The sequence below is a fragment of the Bacillus sp. CIS52 genome, from assembly GCF_053545315.1.
The window spans coordinates 142,065-156,397 of record NZ_JBIUFR010000005.1 but is presented as its reverse complement, the minus strand read 5'-3'; the positions used below and the strand labels follow the sequence as shown (position 1 = coordinate 156,397).

The 14,333-nt window shown below is 36.3% G+C and carries 15 protein-coding genes and 2 pseudogenes; 9 read left to right on the top strand and 8 right to left on the bottom strand.

Going from position 1 to position 14,333, the window contains the following annotated elements; all coding sequences use genetic code 11:
- The first annotated feature begins 33 nt into the window (after nt 1–33).
- Nucleotides 34–1,062 (top strand): fatty acid desaturase, encoded by a 1,029-nt coding sequence (locus ACH32G_RS16695; protein WP_448814599.1) that lies wholly within the window; start codon nt 34–36, stop codon nt 1,060–1,062.
- Nucleotides 1,063–1,246: 184 nt separating this feature from the next.
- Here ACH32G_RS16695 and ACH32G_RS16690 read toward each other — a convergent pair whose 3' ends face one another.
- A complete protein-coding gene (locus ACH32G_RS16690; protein WP_264819701.1) occupies nt 1,247–1,885 on the bottom strand; it encodes an NAD(P)-dependent oxidoreductase in 639 nt (212 codons plus the stop codon).
- Nucleotides 1,886–2,084: 199 nt separating this feature from the next.
- On the opposite strand from ACH32G_RS16690, the gene ACH32G_RS16685 reads away from it, so the two are divergent.
- A complete protein-coding gene (locus ACH32G_RS16685) occupies nt 2,085–2,528 on the top strand; it encodes an Rrf2 family transcriptional regulator (protein ID WP_047478184.1) in 444 nt (147 codons plus the stop codon).
- A gap of 483 nt (nt 2,529–3,011) precedes the next feature.
- Here ACH32G_RS16685 and ACH32G_RS16680 read toward each other — a convergent pair whose 3' ends face one another.
- Nucleotides 3,012–3,452, bottom strand: a complete 441-nt coding sequence (locus tag ACH32G_RS16680; RefSeq protein WP_024714431.1) for a MarR family winged helix-turn-helix transcriptional regulator — start codon at nt 3,450–3,452, stop codon at nt 3,012–3,014.
- Between the two features lie 244 nt (nt 3,453–3,696).
- On the opposite strand from ACH32G_RS16680, the gene ACH32G_RS16675 reads away from it, so the two are divergent.
- The 3 genes from ACH32G_RS16675 to ACH32G_RS16665 all read left to right on the top strand — a co-directional run bounded on the left by ACH32G_RS16675 (nt 3,697) and on the right by ACH32G_RS16665 (nt 5,543).
- Complete coding sequence (locus tag ACH32G_RS16675; protein WP_029575264.1) at nt 3,697–4,116, top strand: organic hydroperoxide resistance protein; 420 nt, start codon at nt 3,697–3,699, stop codon at nt 4,114–4,116.
- 74 nt (nt 4,117–4,190) lie between these two features.
- Nucleotides 4,191–5,138: an alpha/beta hydrolase gene (locus ACH32G_RS16670; RefSeq protein ID WP_448814598.1), complete on the top strand. Its 948-nt coding sequence runs from the start codon at nt 4,191–4,193 to the stop codon at nt 5,136–5,138.
- Between the two features lie 147 nt (nt 5,139–5,285).
- Nucleotides 5,286–5,543 (top strand): MarR family transcriptional regulator, encoded by a 258-nt coding sequence (locus ACH32G_RS16665; RefSeq protein WP_448814597.1) that lies wholly within the window; start codon nt 5,286–5,288, stop codon nt 5,541–5,543.
- Between the two features lie 447 nt (nt 5,544–5,990).
- Here the strand turns inward: ACH32G_RS16665 and ACH32G_RS16660 are convergent, their stop codons facing one another.
- The 4 genes and pseudogenes from ACH32G_RS16660 to ACH32G_RS16645 form a co-directional block, all read right to left on the bottom strand.
- Nucleotides 5,991–6,515 carry an NAD(P)H-dependent oxidoreductase gene (locus ACH32G_RS16660; RefSeq protein ID WP_016937151.1) on the bottom strand — a complete coding sequence of 175 codons (525 nt, stop codon included), beginning with the start codon at nt 6,513–6,515 and terminating at the stop codon, nt 5,991–5,993.
- 198 nt (nt 6,516–6,713) lie between these two features.
- Complete coding sequence (locus tag ACH32G_RS16655; protein ID WP_076982778.1) at nt 6,714–6,833, bottom strand: phosphatase; 120 nt, start codon at nt 6,831–6,833, stop codon at nt 6,714–6,716.
- Nucleotides 6,790–6,918: pseudogene (locus tag ACH32G_RS16650) on the bottom strand (tetratricopeptide repeat protein); the annotation flags it as partial. The gene ACH32G_RS16655 and the pseudogene ACH32G_RS16650, both read right to left, overlap by 44 nt.
- 71 nt (nt 6,919–6,989) lie before the next feature.
- Complete coding sequence (locus ACH32G_RS16645; RefSeq protein ID WP_016937153.1) at nt 6,990–7,631, bottom strand: FMN-dependent NADH-azoreductase; 642 nt, start codon at nt 7,629–7,631, stop codon at nt 6,990–6,992.
- 200 nt (nt 7,632–7,831) lie between these two features.
- On the opposite strand from ACH32G_RS16645, the gene ACH32G_RS16640 reads away from it, so the two are divergent.
- Nucleotides 7,832–8,335, top strand: a complete 504-nt coding sequence (locus ACH32G_RS16640) for an RrF2 family transcriptional regulator (protein ID WP_188154783.1) — start codon at nt 7,832–7,834, stop codon at nt 8,333–8,335.
- A 434-nt stretch (nt 8,336–8,769) separates the two neighbouring features.
- Here the strand turns inward: ACH32G_RS16640 and ACH32G_RS16635 are convergent.
- Nucleotides 8,770–8,889, bottom strand: a pseudogene (locus ACH32G_RS16635) (cystatin-like fold lipoprotein); the annotation flags it as partial.
- 224 nt (nt 8,890–9,113) lie between these two features.
- On the opposite strand from ACH32G_RS16635, the gene ACH32G_RS16630 reads away from it, so the two are divergent.
- Both ACH32G_RS16630 and ACH32G_RS16625 read left to right on the top strand, forming a co-directional pair.
- The gene (locus ACH32G_RS16630; RefSeq protein WP_448814596.1) at nt 9,114–10,910 is read left to right on the top strand and encodes a T7SS effector LXG polymorphic toxin; all 1,797 of its coding nucleotides are present in this window, start codon (nt 9,114–9,116) and stop codon (nt 10,908–10,910) included.
- Between the two features lie 12 nt (nt 10,911–10,922).
- On the top strand, nt 10,923–11,381 hold the full coding sequence (locus tag ACH32G_RS16625; RefSeq protein WP_448814595.1) for an SMI1/KNR4 family protein: 459 nt from the start codon (nt 10,923–10,925) through the stop codon (nt 11,379–11,381).
- Nucleotides 11,382–11,663: 282 nt separating this feature from the next.
- Here the strand turns inward: ACH32G_RS16625 and ACH32G_RS16620 are convergent, their stop codons facing one another.
- Complete coding sequence (locus tag ACH32G_RS16620) at nt 11,664–12,839, bottom strand: Rap family tetratricopeptide repeat protein (protein WP_095242171.1); 1,176 nt, start codon at nt 12,837–12,839, stop codon at nt 11,664–11,666.
- A gap of 361 nt (nt 12,840–13,200) precedes the next feature.
- Between ACH32G_RS16620 and ACH32G_RS16615 the strand changes: the two genes are divergently transcribed.
- Nucleotides 13,201–14,331 carry a DNA cytosine methyltransferase gene (locus tag ACH32G_RS16615; RefSeq protein WP_065118506.1) on the top strand — a complete coding sequence of 377 codons (1,131 nt, stop codon included), beginning with the start codon at nt 13,201–13,203 and terminating at the stop codon, nt 14,329–14,331.
- Nucleotides 14,332–14,333: the final 2 nt, after the last annotated feature.

Sequence of the window (14,333 nt, the reverse complement as noted above, 5' to 3'; positions counted from 1 at the left end):
TTAAGAACATCAGGGAAGGGGAAACTTTTAAAAATGAATGAACAAAACCTAAGGACTTTGAGAAAACTGGTTACCCCTTACGAAAAGTCCGATTCACAAAAAAGCATTTATCAAATCATTAACACATTGGTGCCATTTTTCCTGTTATGGTGTTTGGCCTATAAGAGCTTGTCGATTTCTTATATCCTTACATTAGCGATTTCTGTCGTTGCAGCAGGTTTTTTAGTGAGAACCTTCATTATCTTTCATGATTGCTGCCACTATTCATTTTTTAAGAACCGAAAGGCGAATCGAATCCTTGGAACAATTACAGGAATTCTGACTCTGCATCCGTTTGATCATTGGGCACATGATCATTCTGTCCATCATGCGACCAGCAGCAACCTGGACAAACGCGGTACGGGCGATATTTGGGTACTGACTGTTGAGGAATATAAAGAAGCCTCAACTAAGACAAAAATAATGTACCGTTTGTACAGAAATCCGTTTGTTATGTTTATTATCGGACCGATTTACGTCTTCGGGATTACCAATCGTTTTAATCGTAAAGGGGCAAAACGCAAAGAACGGATGAATACATATGTAACCAACCTGGGGATCGTCGCTTTGGCCGCACTTTTATGTTGGGCTATCGGCTGGAAAAACTTTCTGCTGGTCCAGACGCCAATTTTTATGATATCGGGATCCCTCGGAATTTGGATGTTTTATATTCAGCATACGTTTGAGGATTCATATTTCGAAGAAGATGAGCAGTGGGAATATGTAAAAGCGGCAGTTGAAGGAAGCTCTTTTTATAAGCTTCCAAAAGTCATGCAATGGTTAACAGGCAATATCGGTTTCCATCATGTTCATCATTTAAGCCCAAGAGTCCCAAACTATAAGCTTGAAATCGCACATAACAACACTGAACCATTGCAAAACGTTCCGACCATCACACTGGCAACAAGTCTTAAGTCGTTAAAGTTCCGCCTATGGGATGAAGAAGGCAAAAAATTTGTTGGTTTTAACCACTTAAAAAAAACTTCTAAAAGCCAAGTATCAGCTCGGCTAGGAACGGATTAAAAACTAATCGATGATAATGGGCAGTGTACCTTGCAGAATAAAAGTGCAGACTCGCGCAAAGATTTTGTGCAGAGATCAGCACTTTTTTAATGCCAAATGCACTTACAACAAAAAATACCAAGGGTGTCAAAACCCTTGGTATCATTGAGATGACGGCTGAGAGCCTTTGTTTCTGCTCAATAACTTATTCAGCTTCTCCAACAACTGTAAAGCGTTCATTTATATGTTTTGGATTTTCGATTTCATCCAATACTGCAATTGCATAGTCTGCATAGCTGATATAACTTTCGCCTTTCGAATTCACAAGAAGATGATCTTTTCCTGACTGATAAAATCCAGTTCTTTTCCCGTCTGGGTCAAATACCGCTGAAGGACTGATAAATGTCCAGTTAATATCAGAAGTTTCCTTTAGCTCTTGCAAGTTACGACCTTGCCCTTTAGCTGTTGGAATAAAAATCTCCGGGAAATCAGGTGTATCCATTACACTGACAGTTTTATTTTCATCTACATAAAGACTCCCTGCTCCGCCTACAATTACGGCTCTTGTACCCATTCCTTTTAATGCCCTAATTAATGCCCGGCCAGCATCTACATGTGCCTGTTCTTCTCCTAATGGAGCTCCGAAGGCATTCACAACTACATCTAACTTTTTTAGATCATCCGATGTAAGATCAATTATATTTTTTTCAATGATAGCAATCTTTTCCTCTTTAAGTTTTGCAGCATCTCTTACAATTGCAGTTACTTCATGTCCCCTGCTTACCGCTTCTTTCAAGATAAGACTTCCAGCTTTTCCGGTTGCACCAATGATTCCAATTTTCAATTTCCAGTCCTCCTAATAATTCAACATTTTTAAATGTAACCACATTGATTACATGTAATCATTTTAGTTACATCATGTATATTTGTCAATACGTTTATCATCTTGTTAATTGAGCATATTAGAGTAAAATAAACTTGTAATATATTCAGTTACAAGTGTACTATAAAGAGTGTAAAGTAATTAGGATGGTGAAGAAATCATGTCTATTAGCAGCCGTTTTGCTGTAGGAATTCATATATTGGCTCTTGTTGAAATAAATGAAGACGGAATTAGCACTTCTGAATTTTTAGCTGGGAGTGTAAATACAAATCCCGCCTTAATAAGAAAAATTATGGGGATGCTGAAAAAAGCAGGTTTAGTAAATGTACGGCCAGGTATTGCAGGAGCCGAATTAGCGAAGGATTTAACTGAAATCACCTTACTTGATGTTTATAGAGCAGTTAATGTTGTTCAAGATAAAGAATTGTTTAGTATACATGAAAATCCCAATCCTCAATGTCCTGTAGGCCGGAACATTCAAAGTACAATTGGTCCAATATTTGAAATCGCCCAATCTGCCTTGGAAAAAGCTCTTGGGCATATCACAATTGAGGATGTGGTAAAGGATATTATTGAAAAAGAAAAATCGATCAATAATTGTTAAATAACTCCCTGGAAAATCTTTTATCAGACTGAAAACAAAAAGGGACTGGATCATATTGAATCCAGCCCCGTATTGATATTGATTTTTTGATTGAAAAAATAGCTTTTTAAGTAGTAAGCTTGCGAGAACTTTCTTCTGGCTGATAAAACGCAAGCTGAATATACTTCCCGTCATATATACACAAATTATAGCGTTATCTCTCTTGTACTCATCTGAATCCTCACATTACTTTTCTGACTTTCTTCTCCTGCTTCATCACTTCATTAATCATTATCATATTTACTACCGCCGCACCAGTCAGCAGAAGGATGAAGGTGACTGATAAATCATACGACCTACTATAAGTAAGTGGACAGTAACAGATAAATTTTTATAAACAAAAAATACCAAGGGTATCAAAACCCTTGGTATCATTGATGCGGCTGAGAGGACTTGAACCTCCGCAAGTTATTCACCCGCTGGGCCCACCATCTATATTCATAACTATTGCTCAGTTGTCAGCATGTTAAGTAAATTACGAATTTCCTTGTTATAACTTTTAATTTCTTCTTCATTACAACCGGTTTTATCAAATACTGCATTAGGTATCATTGTGACTTTTTCTTTAAACTCATTCCCTTCAGTTGTTAACGTAATAATTACACTTCGTTCATCCTCTTTTGAACGCTCTCTTATAATAAGACCTCGCTCCTCAAGTCGTTTTAAAACTGGAGTTAATGTTCCGGAGTCTAGATATAATTCTTCGCCTAAACCTTTAACAGATATTTTTTCCTTCTCCCATAAAACAAGAAGAACCAAATACTGCGGATAAGTAATTCCTAATTCTTTTAAGAGAGGATGGTATAACTTTATCATTTCACGGGAAGCTGCATAAATCGCAAAACATAGATGATTACTTAACAGTAATTTATCATCATTCTTCATGTTAAATCCCTCACAATATTTATATTCATTGTTACACATAATAGCACAAGAATTACATTAAGTAAAATTGAATGACTAACAATTTAATTAATCACTGTTCTTCATTTTAGTCTAATCAATAATTTAGAGGATATTAATTGCGATTTTCAATTGAGAACAATTTAATTTTTAAAAATTTAATTGACAATGCTATTTAGATTGGTTAAAATTCAATTGTGTTAAATTTAATTTATAGGGGTGTTTGATGATGACAGTATATTTTACAGCAGAAGCTACAACAAAAGGCGGAAGAGAAGGTCATGTAAAATCTAATGATCTTATTATTGATTTGGATTTAGCTATGCCAAAACCAAATCAAGTATCCACGGCTACAAATCCAGAACAATTATTTGCAGCAGGCTATTCAGCTTGTTATGACAGTGCTCTTCATTTAGCAGCCCAAAGAAAACGATTAAAAATCGAATCAGCAGTTACTGGTAAAGTAAGTTTATTAAAAGATGAAAGTGATAATGGTTATAAACTCGGAGTTGTTTTGGAGGTGGAAATTCAAGGGGTATCTCAAGAGCAAGCGGAAGAATTAACACATGCAGCTCATCAAGTATGTCCATATTCTAAAGCTACTCGCGGAAATATTGATGTACAAATCATTACAACAGCAATGTAAGACGAAAGAGGCCGAGATCAATAGGTAATGGAATAAAAAAATAATGAACAAAACATATATAAGGAGAGAGATTTATGCTAAAGAGAGTACAATTAGAAAAAGAAGCTCAAGAATTTGCAGAAGCAACCGCGAACCCACCCTATCTATTCGATCTTGGACCTGAGAAAGGACGAGAAGCTGTAGATGATGTTCAATCTGACCCAATTGATAAACTGCCAGTTGATATTGAAGATATTATGATTTCAGGAGGACCGAGCGGACAGGTATCAGTAAGAATAATGCGCCCACAGAATGCGCCTGCGCACCTTCCTGTCATCGTGTACATTCATGGGGCCGGCTGGGTATTTGGTAATGAGCATACACATGATCGGCTCATCCGTGAGCTAGCAGTTGGAGCACAAGCTGCTATTATCTTTCCAAATTACACCTTATCTCCAGAAGCAAAATATCCGACAGCCATTGAAGAAATCTATGCAGTAGTGAAATGGGCATCTGAAAATGGCCGTGAGAACGGCATGATTCCCGAGAGTCTAACAATTGCAGGTGATAGTGTTGGCGGCAATATGACTGCTGCTGTCACGCTAATGGCCAAAGCACGCGGTGACTTGAATATCCGGCAACAATTACTTTTCTATCCGGTAACAGACGCTTCTTTCGATACGGAATCCTATCACCAGTTTGCTACAGGATACTTTTTACGCAAGGACGCGATGATGTGGTTTTGGGATCAGTACACAACCAATTCGAACGATCGTGCTGAAATTACAGCATCACCTCTACGTGCAACTACTGAGCAGCTTCAAGGGCTTCCGCCTGCATTGATTATCACAGCTGAAGCTGATGTACTTCGTGACGAGGGAGAAGCATATGCCAATAAACTTCGTGAAGCCGGTGTTCCGGTCACTGCCGTACGTTTCCAAGGTATCATTCACGATTTCGTGATGCTCAACGCCTTAGCTAAAACTGAAGCTGCGCGCGGAGCAATTGATCTTGCCACAACCTGGTTGCGTAAAGGGTTTTAATTCATCTATTGTTTCGTCACATAGAGACTGCTGCAAATAAATAAAAAACAAACAGATCCACTCAAATAATTGAGTGGATCGTATATTTATTCATACAATGATTATATAAATACAGCACGTGATTATGGTACCGATGAGATCTTTCATATGGTTGAAGTACACACTCTCACTGTTATTGAAGAGAACCCAGGAATTACAGTTACTGAGGCAGCGTTGAAGCGGAACCGAACAAGGGGTGCTGTATCACAGATTATCTCTAGTCTGGAAAAACGCGATTTGATTATAAGAAAAAAAGAAGGCGGAAACGCCAAGAATGTACGTGTGTATGCAACCGAGCTGCTGGATAGACCTCTTGACATGTATATGACCATCTTAATAAACAAAAAGAGATGGCTGACAAATTAGATGACTTCCTATAAGTTAGTGGACACTTTTGGTCACAAAACACATAAAAAAATACCAAGGGCGTCTAAACCTTGGTATCATTGATGCGGCCGAGAGGACTTGAATCTCCACGGGTTATTCCCCACTAGGACCTCAACCTAATAAAAACATGTCGTCATTTACAAAAGCCTCTATTCAAAGCATCTGTTTATTTTATTGACAGCTATTTTCATCATTTTTCATGAATTCTGAGCATAAATTGGGCACCTGTTAGAGACCAAGGAACTCTACATTTCATCAAGAAATATGTACTCATTGCCCTGCTGTAATTAATTTTAAGCCCTCGCTCTATGCTCCCCTGAATTCAGTATTCGATGTAAAACTTTGAAATTAAGTTTATTAAAATCTATCACAAACCCTTATTTTCAAAACACATAATTTATTTCAGCTTCCCTTGCGAATACCGGATCAATGCTCAGCTTTAAGATAGTCAACCAATTTCTCCGCACTGTTCTTAACATCTTCTTTTGAAAGGTGAAGTGTCCCATATTGTGTAAAGGCAGGAAGAAAACGCATTCCAATATAGTTAGCAGTGACTTGAAACGGTCTGATAAGCTCGCTGATCGTGATATTATATTCTCCGCCTGCTTGATAATCAGATTCCGGTGCGCCTAAGGAGATAGCTAAGAGTAGTTCTTTTCCATGCAATTTAGTTCCTCCAGTTCCATAAGCCCAGCCATGTGTTAACACATCATCTTCCCATTGTTTGAGTAACGCGGGACTGCTGTACCAATACATTGGGAACTGAAAAACGATACGCTCATGATCTAACAGGAGCTGCTGCTCTTTTTCTACATCAATGATAAAATTAGGGTATTCACCGTACAGGTCATGAACCGTAATGTCATTCTCTTGCTTTAAACGATTCATCCAGGTTTTGTTGACAGCGGACGTTTCCAAATTAGGGTGTATAACGATAACTAATGTTTTCATTTGACTGATTATCCTTTCTTCGCCGATTAGTTATTATTGCTTTTGCGATAATGAATTGATTCTAATTTTAAAATAGCAACTTTATTACACCTATTTTATCCTTTTTCATAAATTCAGGGCAACTAATTGGGCACCGATTACATTTATAGCCCAAAAAAGGCTTAACCTTTTAAAAAAGATTAAGCCTTTTTAGGACCCTCATGCCCCTACCCTATCTGCAGCAACTTTGATCTCAGTATTATGTTCACTTTGAAAATAAGTTATTGAAAATACACTACTTAAAATCAACACTGCCAGAAGAATCCGGCTGATTTTCATCAATAATCTCCCCTTTTTTTATTTTGCGTCTTGCTTCAATACTCATACGATAATATTCATTAGAGAGCATTAAATTTCCTTTTTGTATTAACTTAGGAAGGAGGGCTCGGCCAATTACTCCAGTCCCCCCAGCAACAATAATCTTCATACTATTTCTTATTTACCTGCTAATCTTGAAGCAGCTTCTTCAACTTCTTTATTTGCTTTTTGTAATACACCCTCCGGATTTAGTACATCAGTTCCTTGCACTCGGATAGTTTGATAATCCTCAATACCTAAGAAATTGAACATTGATTTCAGGTATTTATGAGAGTATTCAACTTCTGTATACCAATCATTATTTGTATAGATTCCTCCACTTGCTTGGATGACAAGCATTCTTCGTCCGTCTTTAAGCAGACCCACTGAGCCAGTGTCCGTATATTTAAATGTTTCACGTGCGATCATGATATTGTCCATATAGTCTTTTAATTTTGATGGAATATTGAAATTATGCAAAGGTAAAACGATGACATATGTTTTTGCACTTTTGAATTGTTCCAATACTTCTGTCATGCGTTCTGTTACTTTTTGTTCCTCGCTTGTCAGTTCTTCGCCCTTGCCTGCCTTTTCCCATGCGCTTAAAACTGTTTTATCAATCATAGGCACTTCATCACTATATAAGTTAATTTGCTCAAGCTCTTCACTCTCTGGAATTAATTCTTTGTAAGCCTCTAAAAAGTGGTTCATTACCCCTAAACTGTATGACGATGTATCATCTACTTTTGGATGTGCGTTAATGATAAGTGTTTTGCTCATTTGAAACTCTCCTTTTAATTTATATTAAAGACTAAGTTAATCGACGATTCAATCGATCACTAATATAAACCCTGTATTTTTTTTTGTCAAACGGAACAAATAATATACCTAAAGAAGGGTTTTATGATTGACTATCACCAAAAATACTCCTAAGATGATACAATGTGATAACCCTTAAAATCAAAAGCAGGTGAGTTGATATGCAGTATAGTGTTGGGGTTGAATATGCTTTACATTGCCTGGTTTATTTAATAGATGTTCCCTCCAAGGAAAGTGTCGGGATTCGGGACCTTGCAGAGTTCCAAGGACTTTCAGAAACATTTCTTTCAAAAGTTTTCGGTAAATTATCTAAAGCTGGTATTGTAAACTCCGTCCCTGGTGTAAAGGGAGGATATAGGTTAGCAAAAACCCCAGAAGATATTTCCTTTTGGGATGTAATAGAGGCTGTTGAAGGACCAAAACCCATTTTTCAATGTAAAAATATTGTAAGCAATGGTCTGCTTTATCGAGACAAATGCAACTCCTGTGAATCCAGCAATTCCTCTTGTACAATTAACTTGGTAATGCTTGAAGCAGAAGAACACATGCGTAAGTATCTTCGTAATAAAACGCTCGCATGGTTAAATAAAGAATTGGACGCAGTATTGCCTAAAAAAACCAGGATAGATACTCGGGAATACTTCATAAAAAAAAGCTCTGACTAAATTAATTAGTTAGACCTTTTTTGTGCTTAAAGATGCCTTTAAATTACAAGTCATATTATGTTTTTTCGTTTCTCTTGCATAAGAAAGCGCAAATGTTTTACTTATATTAAAGACTGCATTAATCGTCGGTTTATATAGTCTCTTATAAACAAGAATAACTGCTGTATTGAGTGGTGCTATGTTGATTATTTTCGCTCTAGGTTTAACAGTAGGAACAGGTTTTAAGACTTCTCTTGACTATTCTGTATTCTCTGCATCTGCAGGTGCATTCATATTAATTTATTTTTAAAAAATACCCGATAGTATAGATGCTTTACTGATGAAAAAAACTGTAGAGGCTAAATCATTTTCACTAGAGTCAGACAAATAGCCCCAAACCTCTAAAAAATAGGGAAAGAAATTTTGAAGCATAAAAAAGGAGCAGACATATAAATCTACTCTTCCAACTTCGTTTCCTTCCCTTTAACTTCTTCATAACCAGGTGTTTTCTTATACAGACCAAGTCGGTCGCCATCCCCATCACCCGGCATATGTGCCATTTCCTCAAAAGAATCTATGAAAGCTTGTTTTCATTACACTTTCTAACACCACATTACATCATTTCTATAGGTTTGAATGAATTATGGTTAATAATTGGTGAGCAAAAAACACCCTTAATTCCCCTCTTCTCGAAATCTCATTACCGTTCAATTCATTACCTCTTCTTCAACATTTTTTTCGAACTTCACATCCTATCCATGGTAATATTTAGATATAAACTTGCTGAAAGGATTGGACAATGAAGGTATTTGAAGCAAGGTCTTTGTTATCTGAAGCTGAAAACCGAGCAAAAGATTATAAAGAATTGAAAAATCAAATGATTAATTTGAAAAAAGCATTTAAGGCTGTTGCTGATCTTGATGATAGTGAGTTCTCTGGGAAGGGAGCAAACAATATTAAAGCATTTTTTCACGATCACACCGGTGTGGCTGATCAATGGATTGATTTCATTGATATGAAAATCGCTTTCCTTACTAGTATCTCCGGTATTCTGGAAGATGCCAGCCTATCAGATGTATATATCGAAGAATCCTTCTTAGAACACGAATTGGCAAACGCATATAGAAAATCACAAGCAATGATGTCCGAGCATAAGAAAGCAATGAAAGATATCCTGATTGTTATTGATGACATTCTTCCACTTGATTTATTTTCAACAGAGGCTTTTAAGGATGAGCTCTCGTCTGTCGAAAACAAACGAAAAAAAATTATTGAGAAAATAGGCGATACAGACGAGAACTTAAAAACTGAATATGCAATGACTGAACCTAACGAACAATTTATTAAAGCAGACTTTCAAAAGTTACAGGAATCGACAGGTAAGGGCAAAAACGCTTCACCCATACATTATAATGCCAAGGCTTATCGCGAGAGTGACATACATAAGAAAAAAGGCGATATCGAAAAGCGGTCTGAAGCTTATTTAAAGATCAAAAAAGAGGAAGCTAAAAAACGCGAAATTAAAGATTTGAAAAAACAGCTTGTAAATGTAACAGATCCTGACGAGTATTTAAAAATTGCTGAAAAAATTGGATACGAGAATTTGGAGCCTGACCAAAAAGTTTATTTCCACCAGCTCGAAGAACTTCAACAAAAAGCCGATATCGGAAAAGGTATTGCAGTTGGAATGTATGAAGCCGGTAAAGATACCGTGATGGGTCTCTATCAACTTGCAATGCACCCTATTGAAACGCTTTCTGGAACGGTGAACGCCTTCTTACATCCAATCGATACTTATAAGATCATAGCAAAAGACATAGAAGACACTTTCCAACGTGATATGATTAATGGAGATAGCTACAGCAGGGCAAAATGGGTGTCCTATGTCGGCAGCACTGTTGTTCTTGCAATAGCTGGTCCGAAGGGTATTGATAAAGTATCCAAAGTTGCAAAAGCCGGTTCAAAAGTTGCTGCAATTAAGACGCTCGAAGTTTCAAAAGCAGGAATAAAAAAAGGTATTGAATACGTTAAAATACCAAATGTTTTTGAACAACAATATGCAATGGCTGGCGGTTCAGGAACTTTTCCTTTCAACACAATTGATGGGGAGAGTTATAAAAAATCATTTCATCAGTTTTCCAAAAAGGTAGCTGATGTAACTCGAAAACCTTTTACGGGGAAATACATTGATGTTCCTTGGTTAAATAAAGAAAAATATACTGCTGCTGAAATAGAAGGAAAAGTGAAAGCTAAAGGAAATATAAAAGACGTAAGCCGAAAAGTGTATATGTTAAAAGATATAGACCTCAATCAAAAAAATCGTAAAGGCCAAACAAATCTTCAATTAATGAAACTTGGCAATGCACCTTTTGCAAAGGATGGAACACAAATAAACCTACATCATTTAATCCAAGAAGAACCTGGTACAATGGTTGAAGTTCCTGAAAGCCTGCACAAAAAATATCACAATATTCTCCATGGCTTAAAGGAAAACGGGCAAAGTTTTAGAAACAATCCCGAACTTTCTGCTCAATACGACAGTTTTAGAAAGAGATATTGGAAATGGAGAGCACAACAATTTGAAAAACAACAGTAAGAGGTGAATTTTATGGATTACTCAACAATACAAAAGTTTTTAGAAGAAAACAAAGAATTCTCTATTATCACTGGAGGAGTCAGCGAGAAACAGATTCATGAGGTAGAAGAAGAACTTGAAGTTTCTCTCCCAGAAAGTTATAAATGGTTTTTGAAAGAGTATGGTTCTGGTGGTGCATACGGAACAATGATCCTTGGTTATGACTCTGAAGGCGCTGAAGTTGTAGAGCAAACAAAAGAATACAGAACATTTTACGATCTTATACCAGGTCTTGTTGTTATTGAGTATATTGATGAATTCTCTTATTGTCTTGATACAAACAGGATGGTAGATGGAGAGTGTCCAGTTATTCTTTGGGATAACCATGAAGGATATGGCTTTACTGCTGCAAATACCTTTCTTGAATTTTTTCTTCAGCGATTAGAAAAAGGTAAAGAGGACTTAGACGAAGATGAGGATTGGGAAGATTAATCTTTACAATTCTCAAAATAAATGTATCTTCGGAATTGAATAATTACATCAAAAAAAACCATACCAGAACATATTGGTATGGTTTTCTTAGATAGGTTCCAATAGAGTAATCAAAAGGGATAACAAGTAGTGAGAATGAACTGTCCCTTTTGTTATGGAATCTGCTCTGTCTACAAATTTGTTTTTTTGATCTAAACTCACTAAGCACCTACTCTGTCATCAGCAACATGAAAAGGAGCTTTGATAACAGGGACATCATTTGTTAAAACCACTCCTGCAATGCTACCCAATAAAATGACTGTAAACAAAGTCCGGCTGATTTTCATTAATAATCTCCCCCTTTTTTATTTTTCGTCTTGCTTCAATACTCAGTCGATAATACTCATTGGAACGTGATAAATCCCCTTCTTCATAAAAATAATTCGCTACTCTAATTGCAAAATTTTCAATGTCTCCGAACATTCTTTTTTCATTCAGATACGAAAAAGCCTCTTCAATTAAAGAATATTCATCACCACTAAAATAAAGTCCTTCTATAATCTTAAACTTTGCTTCATATTCTGAATCTCCGTATTTCTTTGCGACAGATTGCCCCTTTTTTAAATAAAGTAAGGCTTCAGCCAGGGCTTTCTGTTTCGTTTTAACATTTACAATATTGAACAATGTTTTTGTCAAAAAGACGTGTTCAGTCTTTTCAAAAAATTCTAATGACGTTTGTAAATACTCAGCTGCTTTCTCATATTCACCTATATAATCATAACAAATACCAATATTCATTTGAGACATACCAATCAAGTAATCCGCTCCAACTGATTCAGCTATACGTAATGTGTCTCTAAACACATTTAGTGCTCTTTCATAATCCAAAGAGTCAATTAAATTACCAGCAATTATATTTTGACATCTTATGGTTTGAACTGCATACGCATCGTACTGTTTGAAAATTTTAAGCGCCCGATTGGCATAATTTAAAGAGAAATAAGTTTGTTTCATGTAGTAATACACATGGGCGACTTTGAAGAAGAACTCCGCCCTTTCAATTTCATCTTCCACCTCAAACAACTTTTTCTCCGCGATTCGATAAGCACTTATTGCCGTAGTCAGTTCTTTCCTTCTAAATTCATACATGCCCATAAAGAAATAAAAGTAATACTCCAACATACCGGTTAATTGACCCTGAGATTCAATTTCCCTTAGCGTCTCATACGCATTTTCCAAGCTATCCATATTCTTTGACTTCATATAGCTCAACATGATTTCATGTCTGAATTCTAGCAGCTGATAATATAATAGAGCATCTTGATTTTCTTCCATATTAGCTAGTTCAGCTTCAGCTTCCAGTTTAATTCGTTCTGCTTCTTCAACCAAATCACTTTTTATCGCCATGTACCAAGCATTTAGTTTTTTTGTCACCAAATCATATGGAATTTTGCTTCTCTTTAAAAAACCCTGCTGCAAGAAAGCTCCCCCATCTCCACTAAATTGTTGGAATATTTACATTAATTGCATTATGGCAGATTGAACATTTCTTGACAAAGTTAAAATGTAAAAAGGTACGAATTGTCTATTGAACAAAATATTCTTTTCGTCTTTATTGCGGTTATTGTATTACTTTTACGTCTTGACAAAATTAATGCTTAGAGAATTTGCACTTTATTAGTTATTCAATACTAATCCATTTGAGTTTTTTTCAGTGGAGCAATACTTTTAAAGCTTGGCAGAAATAACACTGTTTAAACAAATCTCTGGACCAAATAAGGGAGAAATGATATAATACTTCTATAATAAATAGTACATTTAATTAGTGGGTGTAACTTAAATGAAAAGAAAAGCAATTTCTTTATTTGCCGGTGCAGGTGGACTTGACATAGGTATTAAAAAAGCTGGGTTTGATGTGAAACTAGCAGTTGAAATTGAAGCAACGTACTGTGAAACGCTACAAACAAATTTTCCACACCTTACAGTAAGACAAGGTAATGTTATGGATTATTCCCGTAAACGAATTTATAAAGAAGCTGGTTTATTAGAAAACGAAGAAATAGACTTATTTATAGGAGGGAGCCCTTGTCAATCATTTTCTACAGCAGGAAAAAGACAAGCATTTGAAGACCCTCGAGGACAAGCGATGTTAAAGTTTGCTGATCTTGTTCAAGAAGTTCAACCAAAAGTATTTCTACTCGAAAATGTGAGGGGACTTCTTTCGTCTGCTTTAAAGCACGTTCCTCTCACTGAACGAAACAAAAGATCTCTTGAGCCTGACGAACAACAGGGCAGTGCCTTCCGTCATTTACTTGAACACTTTGGGAACTATGAAGTATCTGTAGACTTATTGAATGCTGCCAACTACGGGGTAGCACAAACCCGTGAACGTGTATTTATTATTGGTGTACGCAAAGATTTAAATATTAAGTTTACTTTCCCTGATACAACTCATGACAAAAACGGTTCTAAAGGAAAGCAAAAATGGAGAACCGTTGGTGATATTTTCAAAGAGTTGAAAATTAGTAAGCATCACCATGTTAATTACTCAACTGAACGTTTAAAATGGATGAAGATGATACCTCAAGGTGGAGGTAACTGGAGAGACCTGCGTCAATATGGTGAAGATATTGTAAAAGAAGCTATGGGTGGAGCTTATGCATCAGGTGGTGGTAAAGTTGGATTTTTCAGACGTCTGGATATAAACAAACCTGCTCCTACTCTTCTTACCTCTCCTAGCCAAAAAAGTACGAATTTAGGTCACCCTTTCGAAGATAGACCGTTAAGTATTGAAGAGTATTTAGCCATTCAGGAGTTTCCAGAAGGATATTGCGTTGCTGGAACCCTTTCGCAGCAATATGTACAAATAGGAAATGCTGTTCCAACTCGATTAGCTCAGGTATTGGGTCAATCTGTCTATAGTATGTTGAATAAAGTTGAAAAGATTCAAAAATTGTCTAACATAAGGTAATA